Raw genomic sequence first — 18,570 nt, forward strand, 5'->3', positions numbered from 1 at the left:
TCAGCAGAATCATTCAACGCAAAAATAAAAGCCTTTAGAGCACAGTTCAGAGGAGTAAAAAATGTAGAATTCTTCCTCTACAGATTAACCACAATTTTTGCATAAACACAACAATTAGTCATGATCCGACTAAAAGTTATTTCTTCTAAGTCTGGAAAAGATTATAATTATGCTTCAGATGGTGCTATTCGAGAATTATTAAAATACTTAGGTGGATTTTTAATAATTCCTGTGGTGTGGTTGTTGTGGGATAAAGAGAATCAGAATCTATACGATAAAGTTACAGAAACCTTTGTTGTAGAAAATCATATTGAAGAAAAAGAATAGGAAAAAATAAAAGTTGGTTATAAGTGGGAATGGAATTTAAATAGTACCCGGAGCGGGACTTGAACCCGCACGCCCTAATGGACACATGGCCCTCAACCATGCCTGTCTACCAATTCCAGCACCCGGGCAAATACGCACTTCGAAATTAAATTTCTAAAGGGCCGTGGAAATAATTTTAGTTAGAACTAAAATCTAGTGATCTGGCTGGGGCTCGAACCCAGGACCCTCTCCTTAAAAGGGAGATGCTCTACCAACTGAGCTACCAAATCTAAATTGTAAAGAACAATGTGGAAATTAATCCAAAAAATTAAGTGATCTGGCTGGGGCTCGAACCCAGGACCCTCTCCTTAAAAGGGAGATGCTCTACCAACTGAGCTACCAAATCCTTGTATGCGTTGTTTTGCAATTGCGGGTGCAAATATACTATCATTAATTTATTTTTCAAGAGGAATTTAATATAAATTTGTAAATGTTTTAAATTAATTTCTAAACACCTCTTTTTCAGTATGAAAATATTTCTTTCAGGATATATGGGTTCCGGTAAATCTGTTGTTTCACAAAAATTGTCCACAAAATTAGCTTATCCTCTAATAGATATAGACGACCAAATTTCTTTAATTGAAGAATTGACGATTCCCGAAATTTTTAAATTGAAAGGAGAATTATATTTTAGAAGAATGGAGACCAGGATACTGGAAGATGTACTAGAAGACCCCAATAACCTTACAGTGGCTTTAGGTGGCGGAACACCTTGTTATGGTACCAACTTAGATCTTATTAAGAACTTCCCAGAGTCTAAATTGGTATATCTAAAAGCTTCGGTAGAATTTTTGGTAAAACGATTGTATAAAGAAAAAGCACAAAGACCAATGATTAGTCATTTGGAGACAGAAGACGATCTTGAAGATTTTGTTAGAAAGCATTTATTTGAGCGTGGTTATTACTATAACCAATCAGATCTAGTGGTTAATGTAGAAAACCGAACTCCTAATGAAATAGCTAATGAAATAGCTGATAAGCTAAAATAATTCTACTTTATCTCTTCCTTCGGAAAAATTCACCTTTACGGTTTCATTCAATGAGGTAGAAAGAGAAATCCCTTTGAAATCTGCTTTTACAGGATATTTTTTATGGCTTCTATCTACAAGGACAGCTGTTTTAAACTGTTTTAAGGGCACTTCTAGGAAATGCTTGATTCCATAGATCAATGTGGTTCCTGAGTTAAGCACATCATCTATTAAGACGATGGATTTATTTTGGTACTCAGATGAAGCTAAGGAGGTTTTTACGCCACTTAAAGGATTTTTCTTATCTAATTTCACCTCACATAAAATGACGTTTAAATCTGAAATTTCCTCCAAAACAGTTTTAAGTCTTTTTGCAAAAACGAATCCGCTATTTGCAATTCCAGCTAAAATAAGCTCTGTTTCGTCTAAATTACTCTCGTATATCTGATAGGCGATACGTTTAATTTTATGCTGAATTTGCTCGTTGTTGAGAATCTTGTTTGAGGTTGGCATAGATTATTTAATTTTTTTAAAGATAAAAAACAATTCATTCCCAGATCTTGGAGTAATAGAATTATAACAATTTTCTAGTTTCAGTATTTCAAAATATGGCTGAAATAAATCTTTATATTCTTCTTGACTACCTCCAAATGGAGGACCAGATTTAGTAAGCTCAAAATTGAAAAATAAGCCTACCAATTGGCCATTGGTTTTTAATAGCTCTATCATTTTTTCTGCATATTTCTGCCGTAGATCAATACTTAAAGCGCAAAAGAAAGTTTGCTCTAAAATTAAATCGAATTGCAGATTTAAATCGAAAAAATCTTTTTGTAACAAATGTTCTTTCGGAAAGCTAGGTATTCTATTTTTTAAGTTATCCAGAGGCTCTCTTGCAATATCTACAACAAAGACATTGCTAAAACCTTGGTCATGTAAATATTCGGCTTCATAAGAATTTCCTGAACCTGGAATTAATATTCTCAATGATTTATCTTCCAACTGATTTATATATTCCTTGATAGGGGTGGAGACCTCTCCAATATCCCATTTTATTCTATTTTCCTTGTAGCGTGTAGCCCAGTAGTCCTCGTCTAGAATCATTCTTTTAGATCTTCCTCTTTATTCTCTAGTTTAGTATCCTTTTCCTCGCCTTTTTCCTCAAACCAATCATCTATATCTCTTCTGTCTTTTTTGGTTGGTCTTCCAAGCCCTTTTTTTCTATAGTAGTCTTTGGAGTATTTAAGCAATTCCATTTTTTCAAAAGCTTCCTTAGGAGTAACATCAGTAATATAAAGCCCTACTAATTTTGCGCCTAGTCTACTTGTCGGAACATCGAGAATCTCTATTTCATAGTTGATCTGATTCTTTCTTATGGTGATTTTATCTTGCGGAAACACCTCTCTAGAGGGTTTAATATTAGCTCCTTTGATTTTTACTTTCCCTGTTTTACATGCGTTTGTAGCCAAACTTCTTGTTTTGAAATATCGCACGCACCATAAAAATTTGTCAACTCTCATATTAGCTTCTTAAAACTGTCTAAATCCTAAGCAAAAATACAAGATTATTGTATCTTGCCGCCTTAAATTTACCTAATGATGAGATTGACTAAGTTGTTTATTTTAATGGTGCTTACAAGCATTTCTATAATATCCTGTGAAAAAGACGATGATAATGAGCGGGTGGCAGTTCCTGTTAGAGATCCTGGTGAACAGGCAATAGAAGATGATGAAGCATTAATATCCTATTTACAAACACATTTTTATAATGAAGAAGATTTTCAGAACCCAGCAGAAGGTTTCGATTATAGAATAAAATTTGATTCTATTGCTGGTTTAAATGCAGATAAAACACCGCTTATAGATTCAGATTTATTAGAAACAAAGGTTGTAACTCGCAATAAGGTAGATTATAATATCTATATTCTGAAAATTAGAGAAGGATTTGGAGCGCATCCTACTTTTGCAGATTCCACTTTTCAAAATTATAAGGGAGAGTTATTGGATCAAATTTCTTTTGATAATACGGCAAGCCCTATTTGGTTTGATCATCCAGGAACAAGAACTCAAGCCAATTCTGGAATCGCAGTTGTGGCTTTAACAGAAGCACTTGTGGAATTTGGTGGAGCTTCAGATTTTATTGTGAATGATGATAATACAGTTCAGTTTACTAATGATTTTGGAGTAGGAGCAGTCTTCTTGCCTTCAGGCTTGGGGTATTTTAGTGTTTCACAAAGTAGTATCCCTGCTTATAGCCCGTTGATCTTTAGCTTTCAATTATACAAAGTTAACCAGGCAGATCACGATCAAGATGGAATTCCTTCTTATTTAGAAGATTTGGATAATGACAGGATCGTTGCTAACGATGATTCCGATGAAAATAGATTGCCAAACTATTTGGATGCAGACGATGATGGTGATGGAACTTTAACTAAGGATGAAATAATTATTAATACAGATGGATCAATAGTGTTTCCTGATAGAAATGGGAACGGAATTCCAAACTACCTTGATCCGGAAGAGTTTGAAAACGTAAATGAGATTTAACAAAAAAAAGCCGCGAATCACTTCGCGGCTTTTTTTATTGTATTAAATTTTACGCTTAATTTAGAGTGTAAGAAACACTTAAGATCCACTGGGAAGGTCTGGAGTCTATTTTAAAATTTTGATCCAAAGCGGCTTCACCATAGGCATTGTTTTCTTCAAAAGCACCTTCATAGCGAGCATCAAAACCTAAGTTTCCTAATGCTACTCCCACTCCGATTTGATAACCAACACTAATCTCATTTTCGACATCAGAGATTTTAATATTGCTGTTGTCTAATTCATTCTTCAAAATATATTGAAAAGAAGGTCCAGCTTTTATGTTCAAGGGACCCAAGACGTTTATACCTACTAAAATTGGAGCGTCAATTTTATCTATATTATAATCGAATTCATCATATTCAGTATTTAGTCTGGTATATACCAATTCTGGCTGCAGGAATATTCCAAGGAATTCGAATTTTGCAAAACCTCCTAAGTGATACCCTGTTTTTTCTTTTCCTTCTACAACAGTGGAGGCATCTTCTATTACTTGAGAATAATTTTCGTATTCTCCTGTTGCACCATAATTAAGTCCTCCTTTAAGACCATAAGTGGCTTGAGCCATAGCAGTCCCGCCAATTAACATAAGCGTAAGTACAATTAATTTTTTCATAAGTTGAGTTTTATAATTTGATTATAGATAACGCAGAAAATAGGCCGTTTATTTTCTGCTAAAAAGGTTAAACCCCTCAAACGCTAGGTTTGAAGGGTTTAAAATATAATTTAATCCCTCATTGAGGGTTTAACTTCCCGAGGCTTGCCTCGAATTTTTAAAAGTATTTTCCTCCCGAACCATCGGGACATACCTCGTGGGCTTGCCCCGAGGTTCTTGATTCAATTTCTATTTACGTTTTAATACTTTTTCTGAAGCTTTTACAATCGCTTCGGCATTCAATCCGTATTTTTCCATTAACTGTTCTGGAGTTCCACTTTCACCAAAGGTATCTTTAGTTGCAACAAATTCTTGTGGCGCAGGGAAATTTTCTACCAATGTTCTGGAAACACTTTCTCCTAAACCTCCTAAGAAGTTATGTTCTTCAGCAGTAACAACACATCCAGTCTTTTTTACTGAAGCTAAAATAGCTTCTTTATCTAAAGGCTTAATAGTATGTATGTTTATTACTTCCGCACTTATTCCTTTTTCGTTCAATTGTTCAGCAGCTTGTAAAGCTTCCCAAACTAAATGTCCGGTTGCGATAATCGTTACATCGGTTCCTTCCGTTAAATTAACCGCTTTACCAATCTCGAATTTTCCGTTTTCAGGAGTGAAATTTGCCACTTTTGGACGTCCAAATCTTAAATAAACCGGGCCTTCAAATTCTGCAATTGCTAAAGTAGCAGCTTTGGTCTGGTTATAATCACATGTATTAATAACTGTCATCCCCGGAAGCATTTTCATTAAGCCTATATCTTCCAATATTTGATGTGTAGCTCCATCTTCACCTAGAGTAACACCGGCGTGAGATGCACATATCTTCACATTCTTATTAGAATAAGCTACACTTTGTCTTATCTGGTCGTAAACTCTTCCAGTAGAAAAATTAGCAAATGTACCTGTAAACGGTATTTTTCCTCCAATGGTCATACCAGCAGCAATACCAATCATATTGGCTTCAGCAATTCCTATTTGAAAGAATCGTTCTGGATGATTCTTTTTAAAATCGTCCATTTTTAATGAACCGGTAAGATCTGCACAAAGGGCAACAACATTTTTTTTAGTTTTCCCAAGCTCAGTTAAACCTGCCCCAAAACCAGATCTAGTATCTTTATTTCCTGTATTTGTGTATTTTTTCATTTTGTCTGAATAATATTTCTAAAAGAAATAGCGATTATAATTAATAGTCTCCAAGAGTTTCAGGATTTTGAGCCAATGCATTCTCTAATTGCTCATCATTAGGAGCAACTCCATGCCACTTGTGAGTATGCATCATAAAGTCTACTCCATGACCCATTACCGTAGTCAGTAGGATACATACCGGTTTTCCTTTTCCGGTTCTGCTTTTCGCTTCATTTAAACCTTCAATAACTTTAGTAATATCATTTCCTTCTTTTACCTCTAGAACGTCCCATCCAAAAGCCTCAAATTTAGCTTTAAGATTCCCCATTGGTAAAACCTGATCTGTAGCTCCATCAATCTGCTGTCCGTTAACATCTACAGTAGAAATAAGGTTGTCTATTTTATTACCAGCAGCATACATAATAGCTTCCCAGTTCTGGCCTTCTTGTAATTCTCCATCTCCATGTAAAGTATACACTATATGAGAATCTTTATTCAGTTTTTTTGCTTCGGCAGCACCAATTGCTACAGATAAACCTTGACCTAAAGAACCAGATGCAATACGAATTCCAGGTAATCCCTCATGAGTTGTTGGATGTCCTTGCAATCTTGAATTTATTAATCTGAAAGTATTTAGTTCTTCCACTGGAAAAAAACCGCTTCTAGCTAAAACGCTATAAAAAACTGGGGAGATATGTCCGTTAGATAAAAAGAAAAGATCTTCTCCTATCCCGTTCATATCAAAATCACTTTTATAATCCATCACCTCTTGATATAGAGCTGTGAAAAACTCAGCGCAGCCTAAAGATCCTCCAGGGTGACCTGAATTTACTTTATGAACTTGCCTTAAAATGTCCCGGCGAACCTGGGTAACAAAATCTTCTAATTCTTTAGTGTGTGGCATTGTGTGTTGTGTTGTTTTTTATGAATGCTGCAAAAATAAGTTATTAAATACGTATCGCAAAGTTAGAAGATGCCAGTTATCAACGAATTGTGTGTAATAGCTAACAATTTTTAAAATATTGACTCTTTTATATGAGTTTTACTTAAGTATCTTTGCAGCTATTTAAAATATACTATGAAGTTTGACCTTTTAGCTAAAGACCCTCAGAGCAATGCACGTGCGGGAGAAATCACAACAGATCATGGCGTTATTGAAACCCCGATTTTTATGCCCGTTGGAACCGTTGGTTCTGTAAAAGGAGTGCATCAAAGAGAATTAAAAGAGGATATTAATCCAGATATAATTTTAGGAAATACTTACCACTTGTACTTAAGGCCACAAACCGAGATCTTAAAAAAAGCTGGTGGACTTCATAAATTTATGAATTGGGATAGAAGTATACTTACAGATAGTGGTGGGTATCAAGTATACTCGCTTTCAGAAAGAAGAAAAATTAAGGAGAATGGAGTAAAATTCAAATCTCATATAGATGGTTCTTATCATATCTTCACTCCAGAAAATGTAATGGAAATTCAGCGTGTCATTGGAGCCGATATTATTATGGCTTTTGATGAATGTACACCGTATCCTTGCGATTATAAATATGCAAAACGTTCAATGCACATGACGCATAGATGGTTGGATAGATGCATTAGCCATTTGGAGAAAACTCCATTTGAGTATGATTATAGTCAAGCATTTTTTCCAATTGTTCAAGGAAGTACTTATAAAGATCTTAGAAAACAATCTGCAGAATATATCGCATCTGTAGGAGCAGAGGGAAATGCAATTGGAGGATTATCTGTAGGAGAACCTGCAGAAGAAATGTATGCAATGACGGAAGTTGTTACGGAAGTATTGCCTGAAGATAAACCAAGGTACCTGATGGGAGTAGGAACTCCAATTAATATTTTAGAAAATATTGCACTCGGAATAGATATGTTTGATTGTGTGATGCCTACCAGAAATGCAAGAAATGGTATGTTATTCACTGCCCATGGAACTATTAATATAAAGAATAAAAAATGGCATGACGATTTCTCTCCTATAGATGATATGGCCATAACATTTGTTGATACCGATTACTCTAAAGCATATCTAAGACACCTTTTTACAGTAAATGAATTACTTGGTAAGCAAATTGCTACAATTCATAATCTAGGTTTCTACCTTTGGTTGACGCGTGAGGCTAGAAAACATATCTTAGCTGGAGATTTTGCCAGCTGGAAAAATAGAATGGTACAACAAATGAATAAGCGACTGTAAATTGAAGATATTAGATTGGTACATATTAAAACGCTATTTAGGAACCTTCATCCTAATGCTACTATTGTTTGTACCTATTGGTATTATCGTAAATCTCGCTGAAAAGATCGATAAGATCTTGGAAAATGAAGTTCCTTTTGTAGAAGTTGCAGCTTATTATTTAGATTTTACCATTTACTTTGCAAATCTGCTTTTTCCTTTATTCTTATTTCTATCGGTTATTTGGTTTACTTCTAAACTTGCCAATAATACAGAGATCATTGCATTTTTAAGTAGCGGTGTTTCTTTCTGGCGTTTTTTAAGACCTTATTTAATTGGTGCTACTATTGTATGTATTGGCGCTTTGGTAATGAGTATGTATTTGGCTCCAAATGCTAGTAAAGGTTTTAATGAGTTTAAATACCAGTATCTCAAAAAGGGGACAGAGGTCAAGGAAACCAGTGATGTTTATAGGCAGATAAATGACGATGAATATATCTACGCAAGTAATTTTCAGCCGAAATCGAAATCTGCTAGAAATTTTACTTTAGAACATTTTGAAGGGAATAAATTGACATTCAAATTAAGCGCTTCCAGATTACAATATAATGAAGCAGACAGCACCTACACTTTAAGCAATTTTGATAAGAGAATTATAGGAGAAGAAGGAGATCAAATTTTTCACGAACGAACTTTAGATACTATCCTACCTTTTGAATTTGACGAATTAACACCTGTTACCTATATCGCCGAAACTCTCAATTATAATGAACTTAATGATTTTATAGATCAAGAAGCTAGACGAGGTTCTGGAAATATGAATAGGTATCTGGTGGTAGCTTACAAAAGATGGAGTTTACCTGTTTCTGCATTTATACTTACTATTATTGCCGTTGCCGTTTCTTCAATTAAACGAAGAGGAGGAATGGGAGTAAATTTAGCTTTAGGGATCTCCTTGGCTTTTATTTTTATATTCTTCGATAAGGTTTTTGGGACATTGGCAGAGCAATCTACTTTTTCACCGCTAATTGCAGTGTGGTTTCCTAATGTGTCTTTTGGGATTTTAGCTATCTATCTTTTGTTCAATGCAAAACGATAAACTTAGAAGCTACCTCCATTTTCACGTAATTGTTTTTATTTGGGGATTTACCGCAGTTTTAGGGGCATTAATATCTTTAGATGCAGTTCCTTTAGTTTGGTACAGAATGTTGCTTGCTAGTGGTTTTGTTTTCTTGTACATCAAATTGAGAAAACGAAATCTAAAGCTTACAAAAAGAAAATTAGGGGTTCTAATAATTGCCGGTATTGTGATCGCGCTGCATTGGTTGACATTTTTTGGTGCAATAAAAGTATCTAATGTCTCTATTACATTAGCTTTACTTTCTACAGCAGCTTTTTTTACTTCTATCCTAGAGCCTATTTTTTATAAACGCAAGTTTGTTGGTTATGAAATTCTGTTTGGTTTGTTAGTAATTGTGGGCTTGTATATTATTTTTCAGGTAGAAACAAAATATACTCTAGGGATAATTTTAGGATTAATTTCAGCTTTCTTGTCTGCTATTTTCACTTTAATGAATGGGAAATTGATAAAAGACACTGCTCCTTCAGTGATTTCATTCTATGAGCTTTTAACTGGGGTAGTCGCAATAAGTATTTATTTGGCTATAATGTCCTTCATTAGTGGTGGAGATAAGGGATTTAATCTTGCTTTTTTTACTATTTCTTCTGAAGATTGGGGGTACTTATTAATTCTTGCATCTATATGTACAGCCTACGCCTTTATTGCAGCAGTTGCTGTAATGAAACATCTAAGCCCGTATACTATAATGCTCACAATCAACTTGGAGCCGATATATGGAATATTTTTGGCATTTTTAATATTTGGTAGTAAAGAGCAAATGAATCCTCAATTCTATTATGGAGCCTTGCTAATTCTATCTACTGTTATCCTGAATGGCTTTCTTAAAACAAAACGAAAAATTAATAAGATATCTTAGGAATTCTTCCTTTCAAAGTTTGTTATATTTGTAGGCTAATTAAAAAACACAATAACTTAACATGGAATATTTAGATTTTGAATTACCCATTAAAGAGTTAGAGGAACAATACCAAAAGGCTTGTAATATAGGGGCAGAAAGTGAAGTAGATGTTACTGCTACCTGTAAACAGATCGAGAAGAAATTAATAGAGACCAAAAAAGGGATCTATAAGAATCTTACGGCTTGGCAACGTGTTCAACTTTCAAGACATCCTAATAGACCTTACACCCTAGATTATATAAAAGCAATTTGCGGTGATACTTTTCTTGAACTTCATGGGGATAGAAACGTAAAAGATGATAAAGCAATGATTGGTGGTCTAGGGAAAATTGGAGACCAGAGCTTTATGTTTGTGGGTCAACAAAAAGGATTTAATACCAAAACTAGACAGTATCGTAATTTTGGAATGGCAAACCCCGAAGGATATCGTAAAGCTTTACGCTTAATGAAATCTGCAGAGAAGTTTGGAGTTCCGGTTGTGACCTTTATAGATACTCCAGGAGCATATCCAGGTTTGGAAGCAGAAGAAAGAGGACAGGGGGAAGCTATTGCTAGAAACATATTAGAAATGACTCGCCTAAAAGTGCCAATTATAGTGGTGATTATAGGGGAAGGAGCTAGTGGTGGTGCCTTAGGAATTGGAGTAGGAGATAAAGTACTTATGTTGGAAAACACTTGGTACTCTGTGATTTCTCCGGAATCTTGTTCTTCTATATTATGGAGAAGCTGGGAATATAAAGAAATAGCAGCAGATGCCCTGAAACTGACTGCTATAGATATGAAAAAGCAGAAGTTAATAGATGAAATCGTAAAAGAACCACTAGGAGGTGCTCATACTAATAGAGAGGAAACTTTTAATACGGTAAAAAATTCAATTTTATCTTCTTATAATGAGTTCCGAAACTTATCACCAAAAGAATTGGTAAATAAAAGAATGGATAAGTATTCTAATATGGGTGTCTTTAAAGATTAGTTCTTTCTTAGTCATACATTCAAAAAAATCCGAAGATTTTCTTCGGATTTTTTTGGCCTTATCAACAAAAACATTAAGTTATCAACAGGTAAATTGTTCATTACCTGTGAATTAAGTTGTATCTTTTTAATTAAGGATATCTTAACAAATTATTTACATTCGTAATATGGAAAAAGTTACAATCCCCCAAAAACTAAACTATGGCCAAGGCAATGTTGTAAGTCTTGAGAAAGGCAAAATTCCCCCACAAGCTGTTGATTTAGAGGAGGTTGTGCTAGGAGCCATGATGATCGATAAAAAAGGAGTAGATGAAATTATAGATATTCTACACTCCGATGTATTTTATAAAACTGGCCATAAATTGATCTATGAGGCTATCTATAAACTCTTTGAGAACACAGAGGCGATTGACTTGTTAACCGTTTCTAATCAATTGCGTAAGGATGGAAATTTAGACAAAGTAGGTGGCGAATGGTATTTGATCCAACTTACCCAAAAAGTATCTTCTTCTGCGCATATTGAATTTCATGCCCGTATAATTCTTCAAAAATATATTCAGCGAAGCCTAATTAAGATTTCAAACGAAATTATTGAACAGTCTTACGATGAAGGAACCGATGTTTTTGATCTTTTAGATACAGCGGAATCCAAATTGTATGAGGTTACTCAGGGGAACATTAAACGTTCTTCAGAGACGGCACATAGTTTGGTTATTCAGGCAAAAAACAGAATTCAGGAAATTTCAAATAAAGATGGATTAAGTGGAGTGCCATCAGGCTTTGATAAATTAGATAAACTTACTTCTGGTTGGCAGCCAAGTGATTTAATTATTATCGCTGCTCGTCCAGGTATGGGTAAAACGGCATTAACATTATCCATGGCTCGTAATATTGCTGTGGGACATAATATTCCGGTTGCATTCTTCTCCTTGGAGATGTCTGCGGTACAATTGATCACTCGACTAATATCTTCGGAAACAGGATTATCTTCAGAAAAACTTAGAACTGGGAATTTAGAAACCCATGAGTGGGAGCAACTAAATGTAAAAGTAAAAGATCTGGAGAAGGCTCCATTATTTATAGATGATACTCCATCATTATCCATTTTTGATCTTAGAGCAAAAGCTAGGAGATTGGCCTCGCAACATGGTATAAAAATGATAATGGTAGATTACTTGCAGTTAATGACAGCTGGAAGTTCTGTAAAAGGAGGAAATAGGGAACAAGAAATATCTACAATCTCTAGAAACTTAAAAGCCTTAGCTAAGGAATTAGCAATTCCTGTTATTGCACTATCTCAACTATCTCGTGCTGTAGAAACTCGTGGAGGAAGTAAAAGACCTTTATTAAGTGATTTGAGGGAATCTGGAGCGATAGAGCAAGATGCCGATATTGTTTCATTTATTTACCGACCAGAGTATTATAAAATTGACGAATGGGATGATGAAGAACGCTCTCCAACAGCTGGGCAGGGTGAATTTATTGTTGCTAAACACCGTAATGGTGGTCTGGAGAGTGTCCGCTTGAAATTTGTTGGGCATCTTGGTAAATTTGATAACTTAGATGACTTCGATTCTCCATTTGGAGAGTTTCATTCTAAAATGAATGAGGGTGAAAGCGAAGATCCTTTTGGAGGTAGCAAATTGCCTAGCCCTTCGGCAGATGAAGCCTTCGGAAGCTCGATGAACGATGATTTTAATGATGATGACAACGACGTGCCATTTTAAAAATGTATTTCATAACTACTTTAAAGTAGTTCCCAAATCTTATAGAGAAAACAAACCTACATGTTGTGTTGATAGTGTATTCTATTCCAACCAATATAGTTGCCAATTCCCCCCCGGTATAAAAAATTTATTTTTTGTACTGGGTTTATTTTTTATGTCTTTTCAATTACAAGCTTCGCAGATATTGATTCCTATGGATGCGGAGACCCAAGAAAACCATTTAAAAGCATACGGGATCACCTATTTTGCTCTTCAGAATAATTTAAATGTACAGTGGTTACTAAACTATAGGGGAGGTTCTTTTCTGATTTCAGATACTGAAGCTTTAAGAAGGGAATGTAAAATTCGAGGTGTTTCTTTTGAAGTTTTAAGTGATGAAAAGTCACAATCTATACTGGAAGAAATTCAGAGTCCTTCCAGAAATATGGAAGCAGTTATTTTAGAAAAAGCTCCTAAAATAGCAGTTTATGCACCAACAGGGAATAAACCTTGGGACGATGCCGTAACGATGGTGTTAACTTATGCCGAAATTCCCTACGAAACTATTTATGATGGAGCCGTACTGGGAGATGCTCTTTTGTTATATGATTGGCTTCATTTGCATCATGAAGATTTTACAGGCCAGTATGGTAAGTTTTATAGAAATTATAGAACCACTCCTTGGTATATAAAAGAAAAAGCAGATGCTGAAGCATTGGCTTTTAAATTAGGATATTCAAAAGTTTCAGAAGAAAAATTGGCTGTCGCCTTAAAGATTAGAGATTATGTGATAGGTGGTGGGTTTATGTTTGCAATGTGCAGCGCTACCGATAGTTTTGATATTGCGCTTGCCGCTGCAGGAGTAGACATAGCTGAGCCAATGTTCGATGGAGATCCTAGCGAGCCAGGCTATCAAGGTAAAATCGATTTTGAAAATACTTTTGCATTTAAAGATTTCATTTTAGAACGAAACCCGATGATCTACGAATTCTCATCTATAGACATGACAGATAAGAGACAAATAGCTACGAATACAGATTATTTTACTTTAATGGAGTTTTCTGCCAAATGGGATCCTATTCCTACCATGTTAAACCAAAATCATACTATGTTGGTTAAGGGTTTTATGGGGCAAACAACGGCGTTTAATAGAGCGACACTAAAATCTAATATACTGGTCCTAGCTGAAAATAAATTGAATGAAGAAGCACGCTATATTCACGGAATAAAAGGTCGTGGTTTCTTCACTTTTTATGGAGGCCATGATCCAGAAGATTATCAGCACAGGGTAGGAGATCCTAAAACCGAATTGGAATTACATCCAACTTCTCCAGGTTATAGATTAATTTTAAATAATGTATTGTTTCCAGCGGCAAAGAAAAAGAAACAAAAGACCTAAACAGATGTGATTCTGAACATAGCGAAAAAGCTTAGAGTAGCTAAATATATCTTAGCAGAGATTCCTCATTTCATTCGAAGGACAACTTAAAACAACCTGAATGTCAGGCTGGGCGTAGGTTTTTGACGTATGAAAGATGCTGAAACGAGTTCAGCATGACGGCAGTTAAAACAGTATCGTCACCCTGAACTAGTTTCAGGGTCTCTTATTGGGAGTAACTTTGAAAATAAGTCAATGGTAGCTTGTCGAAGCCTTTTTTAATGTTGAATTGATAGAATAACAAAGCATCAGCCTAACCTTTATTTATGCCAGGCTGAGTTTGTCGAAGCCTTTAATAAAATTATTTAATTCTTAGAGATTCCGAAATGCAACTTAATTTTAATCTGAATGTCATTCTGGGCATGTCGAAGAATCCAAAGACAGGTGAATCAGTAACTTATCCTGGAATTCCTGAAAGCCTTCTTTCTTTGAGGATTGTTCTATACTTTCAGCTTCATTCAATTTTTAGTTCAGATCCTAAATAATCTTCCTAGTTATTATATGCTGGTAGTGAATAATTTTAAAAAAAACCTGCAATAAAAAAACCCACTCTATTAGAGTGGGTTTTTCAAAATATAAGAACGTTAATCGTGAAAAATATTATTTTACTTTGTTAACTATAGCTCCAAACGCTTCTGGATGGTTCATTGCTAGATCGGCTAAAACCTTACGGTTTAAATCGATTTTTGCAGATTTTAAACCTCCCATAAACTGAGAATAAGACATCCCGTGCATTCTAGCTCCCGCGTTAATACGCACGATCCAAAGAGAACGGAAATTTCTTTTATTGTTTTTACGGTCTCTATAAGCATATAACATTGCTTTGTCAACCGCGTTTTTTGCTACTGTCCAAACGTTTTTACGACGTCCAAAGTAACCTTTTGCTTGCTTAAGAACCTTTTTTCTTCTGGCTCTCTTGGCAACTGAATTTACTGATCTTGGCATAATTTTAATTGTTTTTGAAGAAGGCGATTCATAAATTATAAATTCTGAATACTTTCATTGCGCAACTCCAGGGTTTTTAAATAGTTTAAACCATCAAAAGCTTCAATCTATTTTAAACGTAGTTGAGTTTTGATATTTTTCTCATCTGCAGGATGTACTAAAGTACTGTGCGTTAGAGCAAGCTTACGTTTTTTAGACTTCTTTGTTAAGATGTGACTTTTAAACGCGTGCTTTCTTTTAATTTTACCTGTACCTGTAAGCTTAAAACGCTTTTTGGCACTGGATTTAGTTTTCATTTTAGGCATGCTCGTGTAATTTTATAATTAACGTTCTTATTTCGTTTTTCTAGGAGAGAGAAACATAGTCATACGTTTTCCTTCCAGTTTAGGCATTTGTTCTACTTTACCTACTTCTTCTAAATCTGTTGCAAGACGAAGGAGTAATATCTGACCCTGATCTTTAAAAACAATAGACCTACCTTTAAAGAATACAAAAGCCTTAAGTTTTGCTCCATCTTTTAGGAATTTCTCAGCATTACGCTTTTTGAATTCATAATCATGATCATCGGTTTGGGGACCAAATCGAATTTCTTTAACCACTACTTTACTGGCTTTCGCCTTTAAGACTTTTTCCCGTTTCTTTTGCTCATAAAGAAACTTCTTATAGTCCATCACCTTTGCAACCGGTGGTTTTGCATTAGGAGAAATTTCCACAAGATCTAGACCTTGCTCTTCAGCAAATTCCATTGCTTTTGTAGTGGGATATACTCCCATTTCGATGTTGTCGCCAACAAGTCGTAACTCTTCTGCCCGGATTTTTCCGTTAATGCGGTGCTGGTCTTCTTTAATTTCTCTAAGCGGTCGCTTCGATCTTTTTCTACGTATTGCTATGGCTGTCTAATTTTAATTATACTTCAAACGCTTTATGCGTTTTTTTGATTTCGTTATTTACTAATTTGGTAAAGTCTTCAATTAGCATTGTGCCAATATCACCTTCCCCGTGTCTACGTACAGAAACTGTACCATCTTTCTCTTCTTGCTCTCCAATAATCAGCATATAAGGCACTTTGCTCATTTCAGCATCCCTTATTTTCTTACCAATGGTCTCGCTCCGGTCGTCGGACACTGCGCGAATTTCGTCATTTTCAAGCAAATCTAAAACTTTTTGTGAGTATTTTTCATATTTCTCACTGAGTGAGAGTACAATAGCTTGTTCTGGCGTTAACCAGAGAGGAAAATTCCCTCCAGTGTTTTCTAGTAGTACTGCTACAAAGCGTTCCATGCTACCAAATGGTGCTCTATGGATCATTACTGGTCTATGCAATTCATTGTCGCTACCTTTATATGTCAGTTCAAAACGTTCTGGCAGATTATAATCTACCTGAATTGTGCCAAGTTGCCAGCTTCTACCTAAAGCGTCCTTCACCATAAAGTCTAATTTCGGACCGTAAAAGGCTGCTTCTCCAGTTTCAACTACATAATTAAGACCTTTTTCTTTTGCCGCTGAAAGGATAGCATTTTCAGCTTTTTCCCAAACATCATCATTTCCAATATATTTTTCCTTGTTCTCAGGATCTCTTAAAGAAACCTGAGCTGTAAATTCGTCGAAACCTAAAGATTCGAATACATATAAGGTAAGGTCTATTACTTTTTTAAATTCAGAATCTAATTGATCTGGAGTACAAAAGATATGCGCATCATCTTGAGTAAAACCTCTAACACGAGTTAAGCCATGTAATTCACCACTTTGTTCATATCTATAAACCGTTCCAAATTCAGCAAATCGTTTCGGTAGGTCTTTGTAACTCCATGGAGCCGAATTATAAATTTCGCAGTGGTGTGGGCAGTTCATAGGTTTCAATAAAAATTCTTCTCCTTCATTAGGAGTCAGGATAGGCTGAAAACTATCTGCACCATATTTTTCATAATGACCAGAGGTCACATAAAGTTCTTTTTGACCAATATGTGGAGTGATCACCATTTCGTAACCAGCTTTTTTCTGAGCTGCTTTCAAAAAATTCTCCAAACGCTCTCTTAAGGCTGCACCTTTAGGAAGCCATAATGGCAAACCTTGTCCTACTTTTTGAGAAAATGTGAAAAGTTGTAATTCTTTACCTAGTTTTCTATGGTCACGTTTTTTTGCTTCTTCTAATAATTCTAAATATTCTTTAAGATCTTTTTGCTTTGGAAATGAAACTCCGTAAACTCTTGTAAGTTGAGGGTTTTTTTCGTCCCCTCTCCAGTAAGCTCCGGCAACACTCATTAATTTTACAGCCTTAATGATTCCGGTATTCGGAATATGTCCGCCACGGCATAGATCTGTAAAGGTGTCATGGTCGCAAAAAGTGATAGTTCCATCTTCCAGATTTTCAATAAGCTCAACTTTAAAAGGATTGTTTTGTTCTTTATAATAAGACAAGGCTTCAGCCTTAGTAGAAGACCTCATGCTAAATTCATGTTTTCCACGAGCTATTTCTAGCATTTTATCCTCTATCTTCTTAAAATCGTTTTCAGAAATCTTTTGTTCCCCAAAATCTACATCATAATAAAAGCCATTTTCAATAGCTGGTCCTATGGTTAATTTGGATCCTGGATATAATTGCTCAATGGCCTGTGCCATAACGTGAGAAGTAGAATGCCAAAATGCTTTTTTCCCTTCCTTATCATTCCACGTATATAATATAAGACTGCCATCTGTAGTAAGTGGAGTGGAAGCTTCAACCACAGTATCATTAAATTTTGCAGAAACTACATTCCGTGCAAATCCCTCACTTATACTTTTAGCTACATCCATTGGGGTAGCTCCACTTTCAAATTCCTTAACAGTGCCGTCGGGCAAACTTATTTTTATCATATTCATATCTTAAGTGGGCAAAGATAATAGGTTAAATGCGGTTGCACAATTTACAGGGTCTATATATTCATGAATATTATTTGGGTGTTCCCCCGATTTAAAAAAATCGGGGTCGGGCTATTCACGCTATCTTTTGGCTTTTTACTAATGTCTTATTTCTATATAGACTAATAAAACATATACTATTATATAGAGAAACATATATTTCATACCGCCAAAAGGATGTTGTTGCTATCCCTAACACAAAACAAGAGTTTGTCTATATATATTATAAGAGGTAAGGATTGTTTTATTGCTCTATTATATAGAGAGAGTATAATGAGTGTTTTTCGCTATTTTATTATAATAGGAGAGGTTTAGTTGAAACGGAATAGTGGTTACTAAAGGAAATTGGAGTAAGTATATATTTTTCAGTCAACATTTAAAAAACTTTTCTTTAGTTAAAATGATTTAAAAATTTATATCGATCTGATTTGGAATTGATTAGAAAAATATTGTATTTTAGTGCCCCGCTTTTTTTAGAAGAGGTTGAAAAAAAATTGATATTTTATTTTTAAAACTTGTGTGGGAACATAAAAGAACTGTATATTTGCACCCGCTAAGCGATCGGCGAGTAGTTGATTTGGAGGCTAAGTTCATTGTATACTGGTAGATTCAAGCGTTTTTAGGGTTAGAAATTAACTTAAAAAAAGTTTAAAATAAGTTTGCCGGAATGAATTTAAAGTTGGTATATTTG

The 18,570-nt window shown here is 35.1% G+C and carries 19 protein-coding genes and 3 tRNA genes; 9 read left to right on the forward strand and 13 right to left on the reverse strand.

The genetic code is table 11. The annotated features are described in order from the left end of the window. The first annotated feature begins 120 nt into the window (after positions 1-120). A complete protein-coding gene (locus ES724_RS15830) occupies positions 121-327 on the forward strand; it encodes an RDD family protein (protein WP_211362778.1) in 207 nt (68 codons plus the stop codon). A 44-nt stretch (positions 328-371) separates the two neighbouring features. Here ES724_RS15830 and ES724_RS15835 read toward each other — a convergent pair. The 3 genes from ES724_RS15835 to ES724_RS15845 form a co-directional block, all read right to left on the reverse strand. Beyond that, positions 372-455, reverse strand: a tRNA-Leu gene (locus tag ES724_RS15835). A gap of 68 nt (positions 456-523) precedes the next feature. Further along, positions 524-596, reverse strand: a tRNA-Lys gene (locus ES724_RS15840). 43 nt (positions 597-639) lie between these two features. Further along, positions 640-712: transfer RNA gene (locus ES724_RS15845), tRNA-Lys, on the reverse strand. 121 nt (positions 713-833) lie between these two features. Here ES724_RS15845 and ES724_RS15850 point away from each other — a divergent pair. Continuing rightward, positions 834-1,355: a shikimate kinase gene (locus ES724_RS15850; protein WP_246136895.1), complete on the forward strand. Its 522-nt coding sequence runs from the start codon at positions 834-836 to the stop codon at positions 1,353-1,355. Here ES724_RS15850 and ES724_RS15855 read toward each other — a convergent pair. Genes ES724_RS15855 through ES724_RS15865 form a run of 3 tightly spaced genes read right to left on the reverse strand, consistent with a single transcriptional unit; the run spans position 1,347 to position 2,851 of the window. Further along, entirely contained in the window at positions 1,347-1,847 is a 501-nt protein-coding gene (locus ES724_RS15855) for a phosphoribosyltransferase family protein (protein ID WP_146934804.1), read from the reverse strand. The genes ES724_RS15850 and ES724_RS15855 overlap by 9 nt on opposite strands. A gap of 3 nt (positions 1,848-1,850) precedes the next feature. Further along, positions 1,851-2,435: a methyltransferase domain-containing protein gene (locus ES724_RS15860; RefSeq protein WP_146934806.1), complete on the reverse strand. Its 585-nt coding sequence runs from the start codon at positions 2,433-2,435 to the stop codon at positions 1,851-1,853. Continuing rightward, entirely contained in the window at positions 2,432-2,851 is a 420-nt protein-coding gene (locus tag ES724_RS15865; protein WP_146934808.1) for an RNA-binding S4 domain-containing protein, read from the reverse strand. Before ES724_RS15865 ends, ES724_RS15860 begins: the two co-directional genes overlap by 4 nt. Positions 2,852-2,926: 75 nt before the next feature. Here ES724_RS15865 and ES724_RS15870 point away from each other — a divergent pair, with 75 nt between their 5' ends. Further along, positions 2,927-3,877, forward strand: a complete 951-nt coding sequence (locus ES724_RS15870) for an FKBP-type peptidyl-prolyl cis-trans isomerase (RefSeq protein WP_246136896.1) — start codon at positions 2,927-2,929, stop codon at positions 3,875-3,877. A gap of 55 nt (positions 3,878-3,932) precedes the next feature. On the opposite strand, the gene ES724_RS15875 is transcribed toward ES724_RS15870, so the two are convergent. The 3 genes from ES724_RS15875 to ES724_RS15885 form a co-directional block, all read right to left on the reverse strand. Continuing rightward, positions 3,933-4,529: an outer membrane beta-barrel protein gene (locus tag ES724_RS15875; RefSeq protein WP_146934811.1), complete on the reverse strand. Its 597-nt coding sequence runs from the start codon at positions 4,527-4,529 to the stop codon at positions 3,933-3,935. Between the two features lie 228 nt (positions 4,530-4,757). After that, positions 4,758-5,711: a transketolase family protein gene (locus tag ES724_RS15880; RefSeq protein WP_146934813.1), complete on the reverse strand. Its 954-nt coding sequence runs from the start codon at positions 5,709-5,711 to the stop codon at positions 4,758-4,760. Between the two features lie 40 nt (positions 5,712-5,751). Next, positions 5,752-6,597 carry a transketolase gene (locus ES724_RS15885; RefSeq protein WP_146934816.1) on the reverse strand — a complete coding sequence of 282 codons (846 nt, stop codon included), beginning with the start codon at positions 6,595-6,597 and terminating at the stop codon, positions 5,752-5,754. 174 nt (positions 6,598-6,771) lie between these two features. On the opposite strand from ES724_RS15885, the gene tgt reads away from it, so the two are divergent. The 6 genes from tgt to ES724_RS15915 all read left to right on the forward strand — a co-directional run bounded on the left by tgt (position 6,772) and on the right by ES724_RS15915 (position 13,997). After that, a complete protein-coding gene (gene tgt, locus ES724_RS15890; protein WP_034924915.1) occupies positions 6,772-7,902 on the forward strand; it encodes a tRNA guanosine(34) transglycosylase Tgt in 1,131 nt (376 codons plus the stop codon). Position 7,903: 1 nt separating this feature from the next. Further along, positions 7,904-8,980: an LptF/LptG family permease gene (locus ES724_RS15895; protein ID WP_146934819.1), complete on the forward strand. Its 1,077-nt coding sequence runs from the start codon at positions 7,904-7,906 to the stop codon at positions 8,978-8,980. After that, complete coding sequence (locus ES724_RS15900; protein WP_146934822.1) at positions 8,967-9,878, forward strand: DMT family transporter; 912 nt, start codon at positions 8,967-8,969, stop codon at positions 9,876-9,878. The genes ES724_RS15895 and ES724_RS15900 overlap by 14 nt, the downstream gene beginning before the upstream one ends. Positions 9,879-9,939: 61 nt before the next feature. Then, entirely contained in the window at positions 9,940-10,893 is a 954-nt protein-coding gene (locus ES724_RS15905) for an acetyl-CoA carboxylase carboxyltransferase subunit alpha (RefSeq protein WP_146934825.1), read from the forward strand. A gap of 166 nt (positions 10,894-11,059) precedes the next feature. Continuing rightward, complete coding sequence (dnaB, locus tag ES724_RS15910; RefSeq protein WP_146934827.1) at positions 11,060-12,619, forward strand: replicative DNA helicase; 1,560 nt, start codon at positions 11,060-11,062, stop codon at positions 12,617-12,619. 154 nt (positions 12,620-12,773) lie between these two features. Continuing rightward, positions 12,774-13,997 carry an asparagine synthetase B gene (locus ES724_RS15915; RefSeq protein ID WP_246136897.1) on the forward strand — a complete coding sequence of 408 codons (1,224 nt, stop codon included), beginning with the start codon at positions 12,774-12,776 and terminating at the stop codon, positions 13,995-13,997. A 639-nt stretch (positions 13,998-14,636) separates the two neighbouring features. On the opposite strand, the gene rplT is transcribed toward ES724_RS15915, so the two are convergent. From rplT to thrS, 4 genes are all read right to left on the reverse strand, one after another. Next, a complete protein-coding gene (rplT, locus tag ES724_RS15920; RefSeq protein ID WP_034924934.1) occupies positions 14,637-14,981 on the reverse strand; it encodes a 50S ribosomal protein L20 in 345 nt (114 codons plus the stop codon). A 107-nt stretch (positions 14,982-15,088) separates the two neighbouring features. Beyond that, positions 15,089-15,286 carry a 50S ribosomal protein L35 gene (gene rpmI / locus ES724_RS15925; protein ID WP_146934830.1) on the reverse strand — a complete coding sequence of 66 codons (198 nt, stop codon included), beginning with the start codon at positions 15,284-15,286 and terminating at the stop codon, positions 15,089-15,091. 27 nt (positions 15,287-15,313) lie between these two features. Further along, positions 15,314-15,829, reverse strand: a complete 516-nt coding sequence (gene infC / locus ES724_RS15930; protein ID WP_262489315.1) for a translation initiation factor IF-3 — start codon at positions 15,827-15,829, stop codon at positions 15,314-15,316. Positions 15,830-15,887: 58 nt separating this feature from the next. Then, on the reverse strand, positions 15,888-17,834 hold the full coding sequence (gene thrS, locus ES724_RS15935; protein WP_146934834.1) for a threonine--tRNA ligase: 1,947 nt from the start codon (positions 17,832-17,834) through the stop codon (positions 15,888-15,890). Positions 17,835-18,570 lie beyond the last annotated feature (736 nt).

This window comes from Gillisia hiemivivida (assembly GCF_007997295.1).
In the GTDB taxonomy this organism is placed as follows: domain Bacteria; phylum Bacteroidota; class Bacteroidia; order Flavobacteriales; family Flavobacteriaceae; genus Gillisia; species Gillisia hiemivivida.

Coding starts and splice junctions, on each gene's coding strand:
- ES724_RS15830 (WP_211362778.1), top strand. CDS start 121: ATGATCCGACTAAAAGTTATTTCTTCTAAGTCTGGAAAAGATTATAAT.
- ES724_RS15850 (WP_246136895.1), top strand. CDS start 834: ATGAAAATATTTCTTTCAGGATATATGGGTTCCGGTAAATCTGTTGTT.
- ES724_RS15855 (WP_146934804.1), bottom strand. CDS start 1,847: ATGCCAACCTCAAACAAGATTCTCAACAACGAGCAAATTCAGCATAAA.
- ES724_RS15860 (WP_146934806.1), bottom strand. CDS start 2,435: ATGATTCTAGACGAGGACTACTGGGCTACACGCTACAAGGAAAATAGA.
- ES724_RS15865 (WP_146934808.1), bottom strand. CDS start 2,851: ATGAGAGTTGACAAATTTTTATGGTGCGTGCGATATTTCAAAACAAGA.
- ES724_RS15870 (WP_246136896.1), top strand. CDS start 2,927: ATGATGAGATTGACTAAGTTGTTTATTTTAATGGTGCTTACAAGCATT.
- ES724_RS15875 (WP_146934811.1), bottom strand. CDS start 4,529: ATGAAAAAATTAATTGTACTTACGCTTATGTTAATTGGCGGGACTGCT.
- ES724_RS15880 (WP_146934813.1), bottom strand. CDS start 5,711: ATGAAAAAATACACAAATACAGGAAATAAAGATACTAGATCTGGTTTT.
- ES724_RS15885 (WP_146934816.1), bottom strand. CDS start 6,597: ATGCCACACACTAAAGAATTAGAAGATTTTGTTACCCAGGTTCGCCGG.
- tgt (WP_034924915.1), top strand. CDS start 6,772: ATGAAGTTTGACCTTTTAGCTAAAGACCCTCAGAGCAATGCACGTGCG.
- ES724_RS15900 (WP_146934822.1), top strand. CDS start 8,967: ATGCAAAACGATAAACTTAGAAGCTACCTCCATTTTCACGTAATTGTT.
- ES724_RS15905 (WP_146934825.1), top strand. CDS start 9,940: ATGGAATATTTAGATTTTGAATTACCCATTAAAGAGTTAGAGGAACAA.
- dnaB (WP_146934827.1), top strand. CDS start 11,060: ATGGAAAAAGTTACAATCCCCCAAAAACTAAACTATGGCCAAGGCAAT.
- ES724_RS15915 (WP_246136897.1), top strand. CDS start 12,774: ATGTCTTTTCAATTACAAGCTTCGCAGATATTGATTCCTATGGATGCG.
- rplT (WP_034924934.1), bottom strand. CDS start 14,981: ATGCCAAGATCAGTAAATTCAGTTGCCAAGAGAGCCAGAAGAAAAAAG.
- rpmI (WP_146934830.1), bottom strand. CDS start 15,286: ATGCCTAAAATGAAAACTAAATCCAGTGCCAAAAAGCGTTTTAAGCTT.
- thrS (WP_146934834.1), bottom strand. CDS start 17,834: ATGATAAAAATAAGTTTGCCCGACGGCACTGTTAAGGAATTTGAAAGT.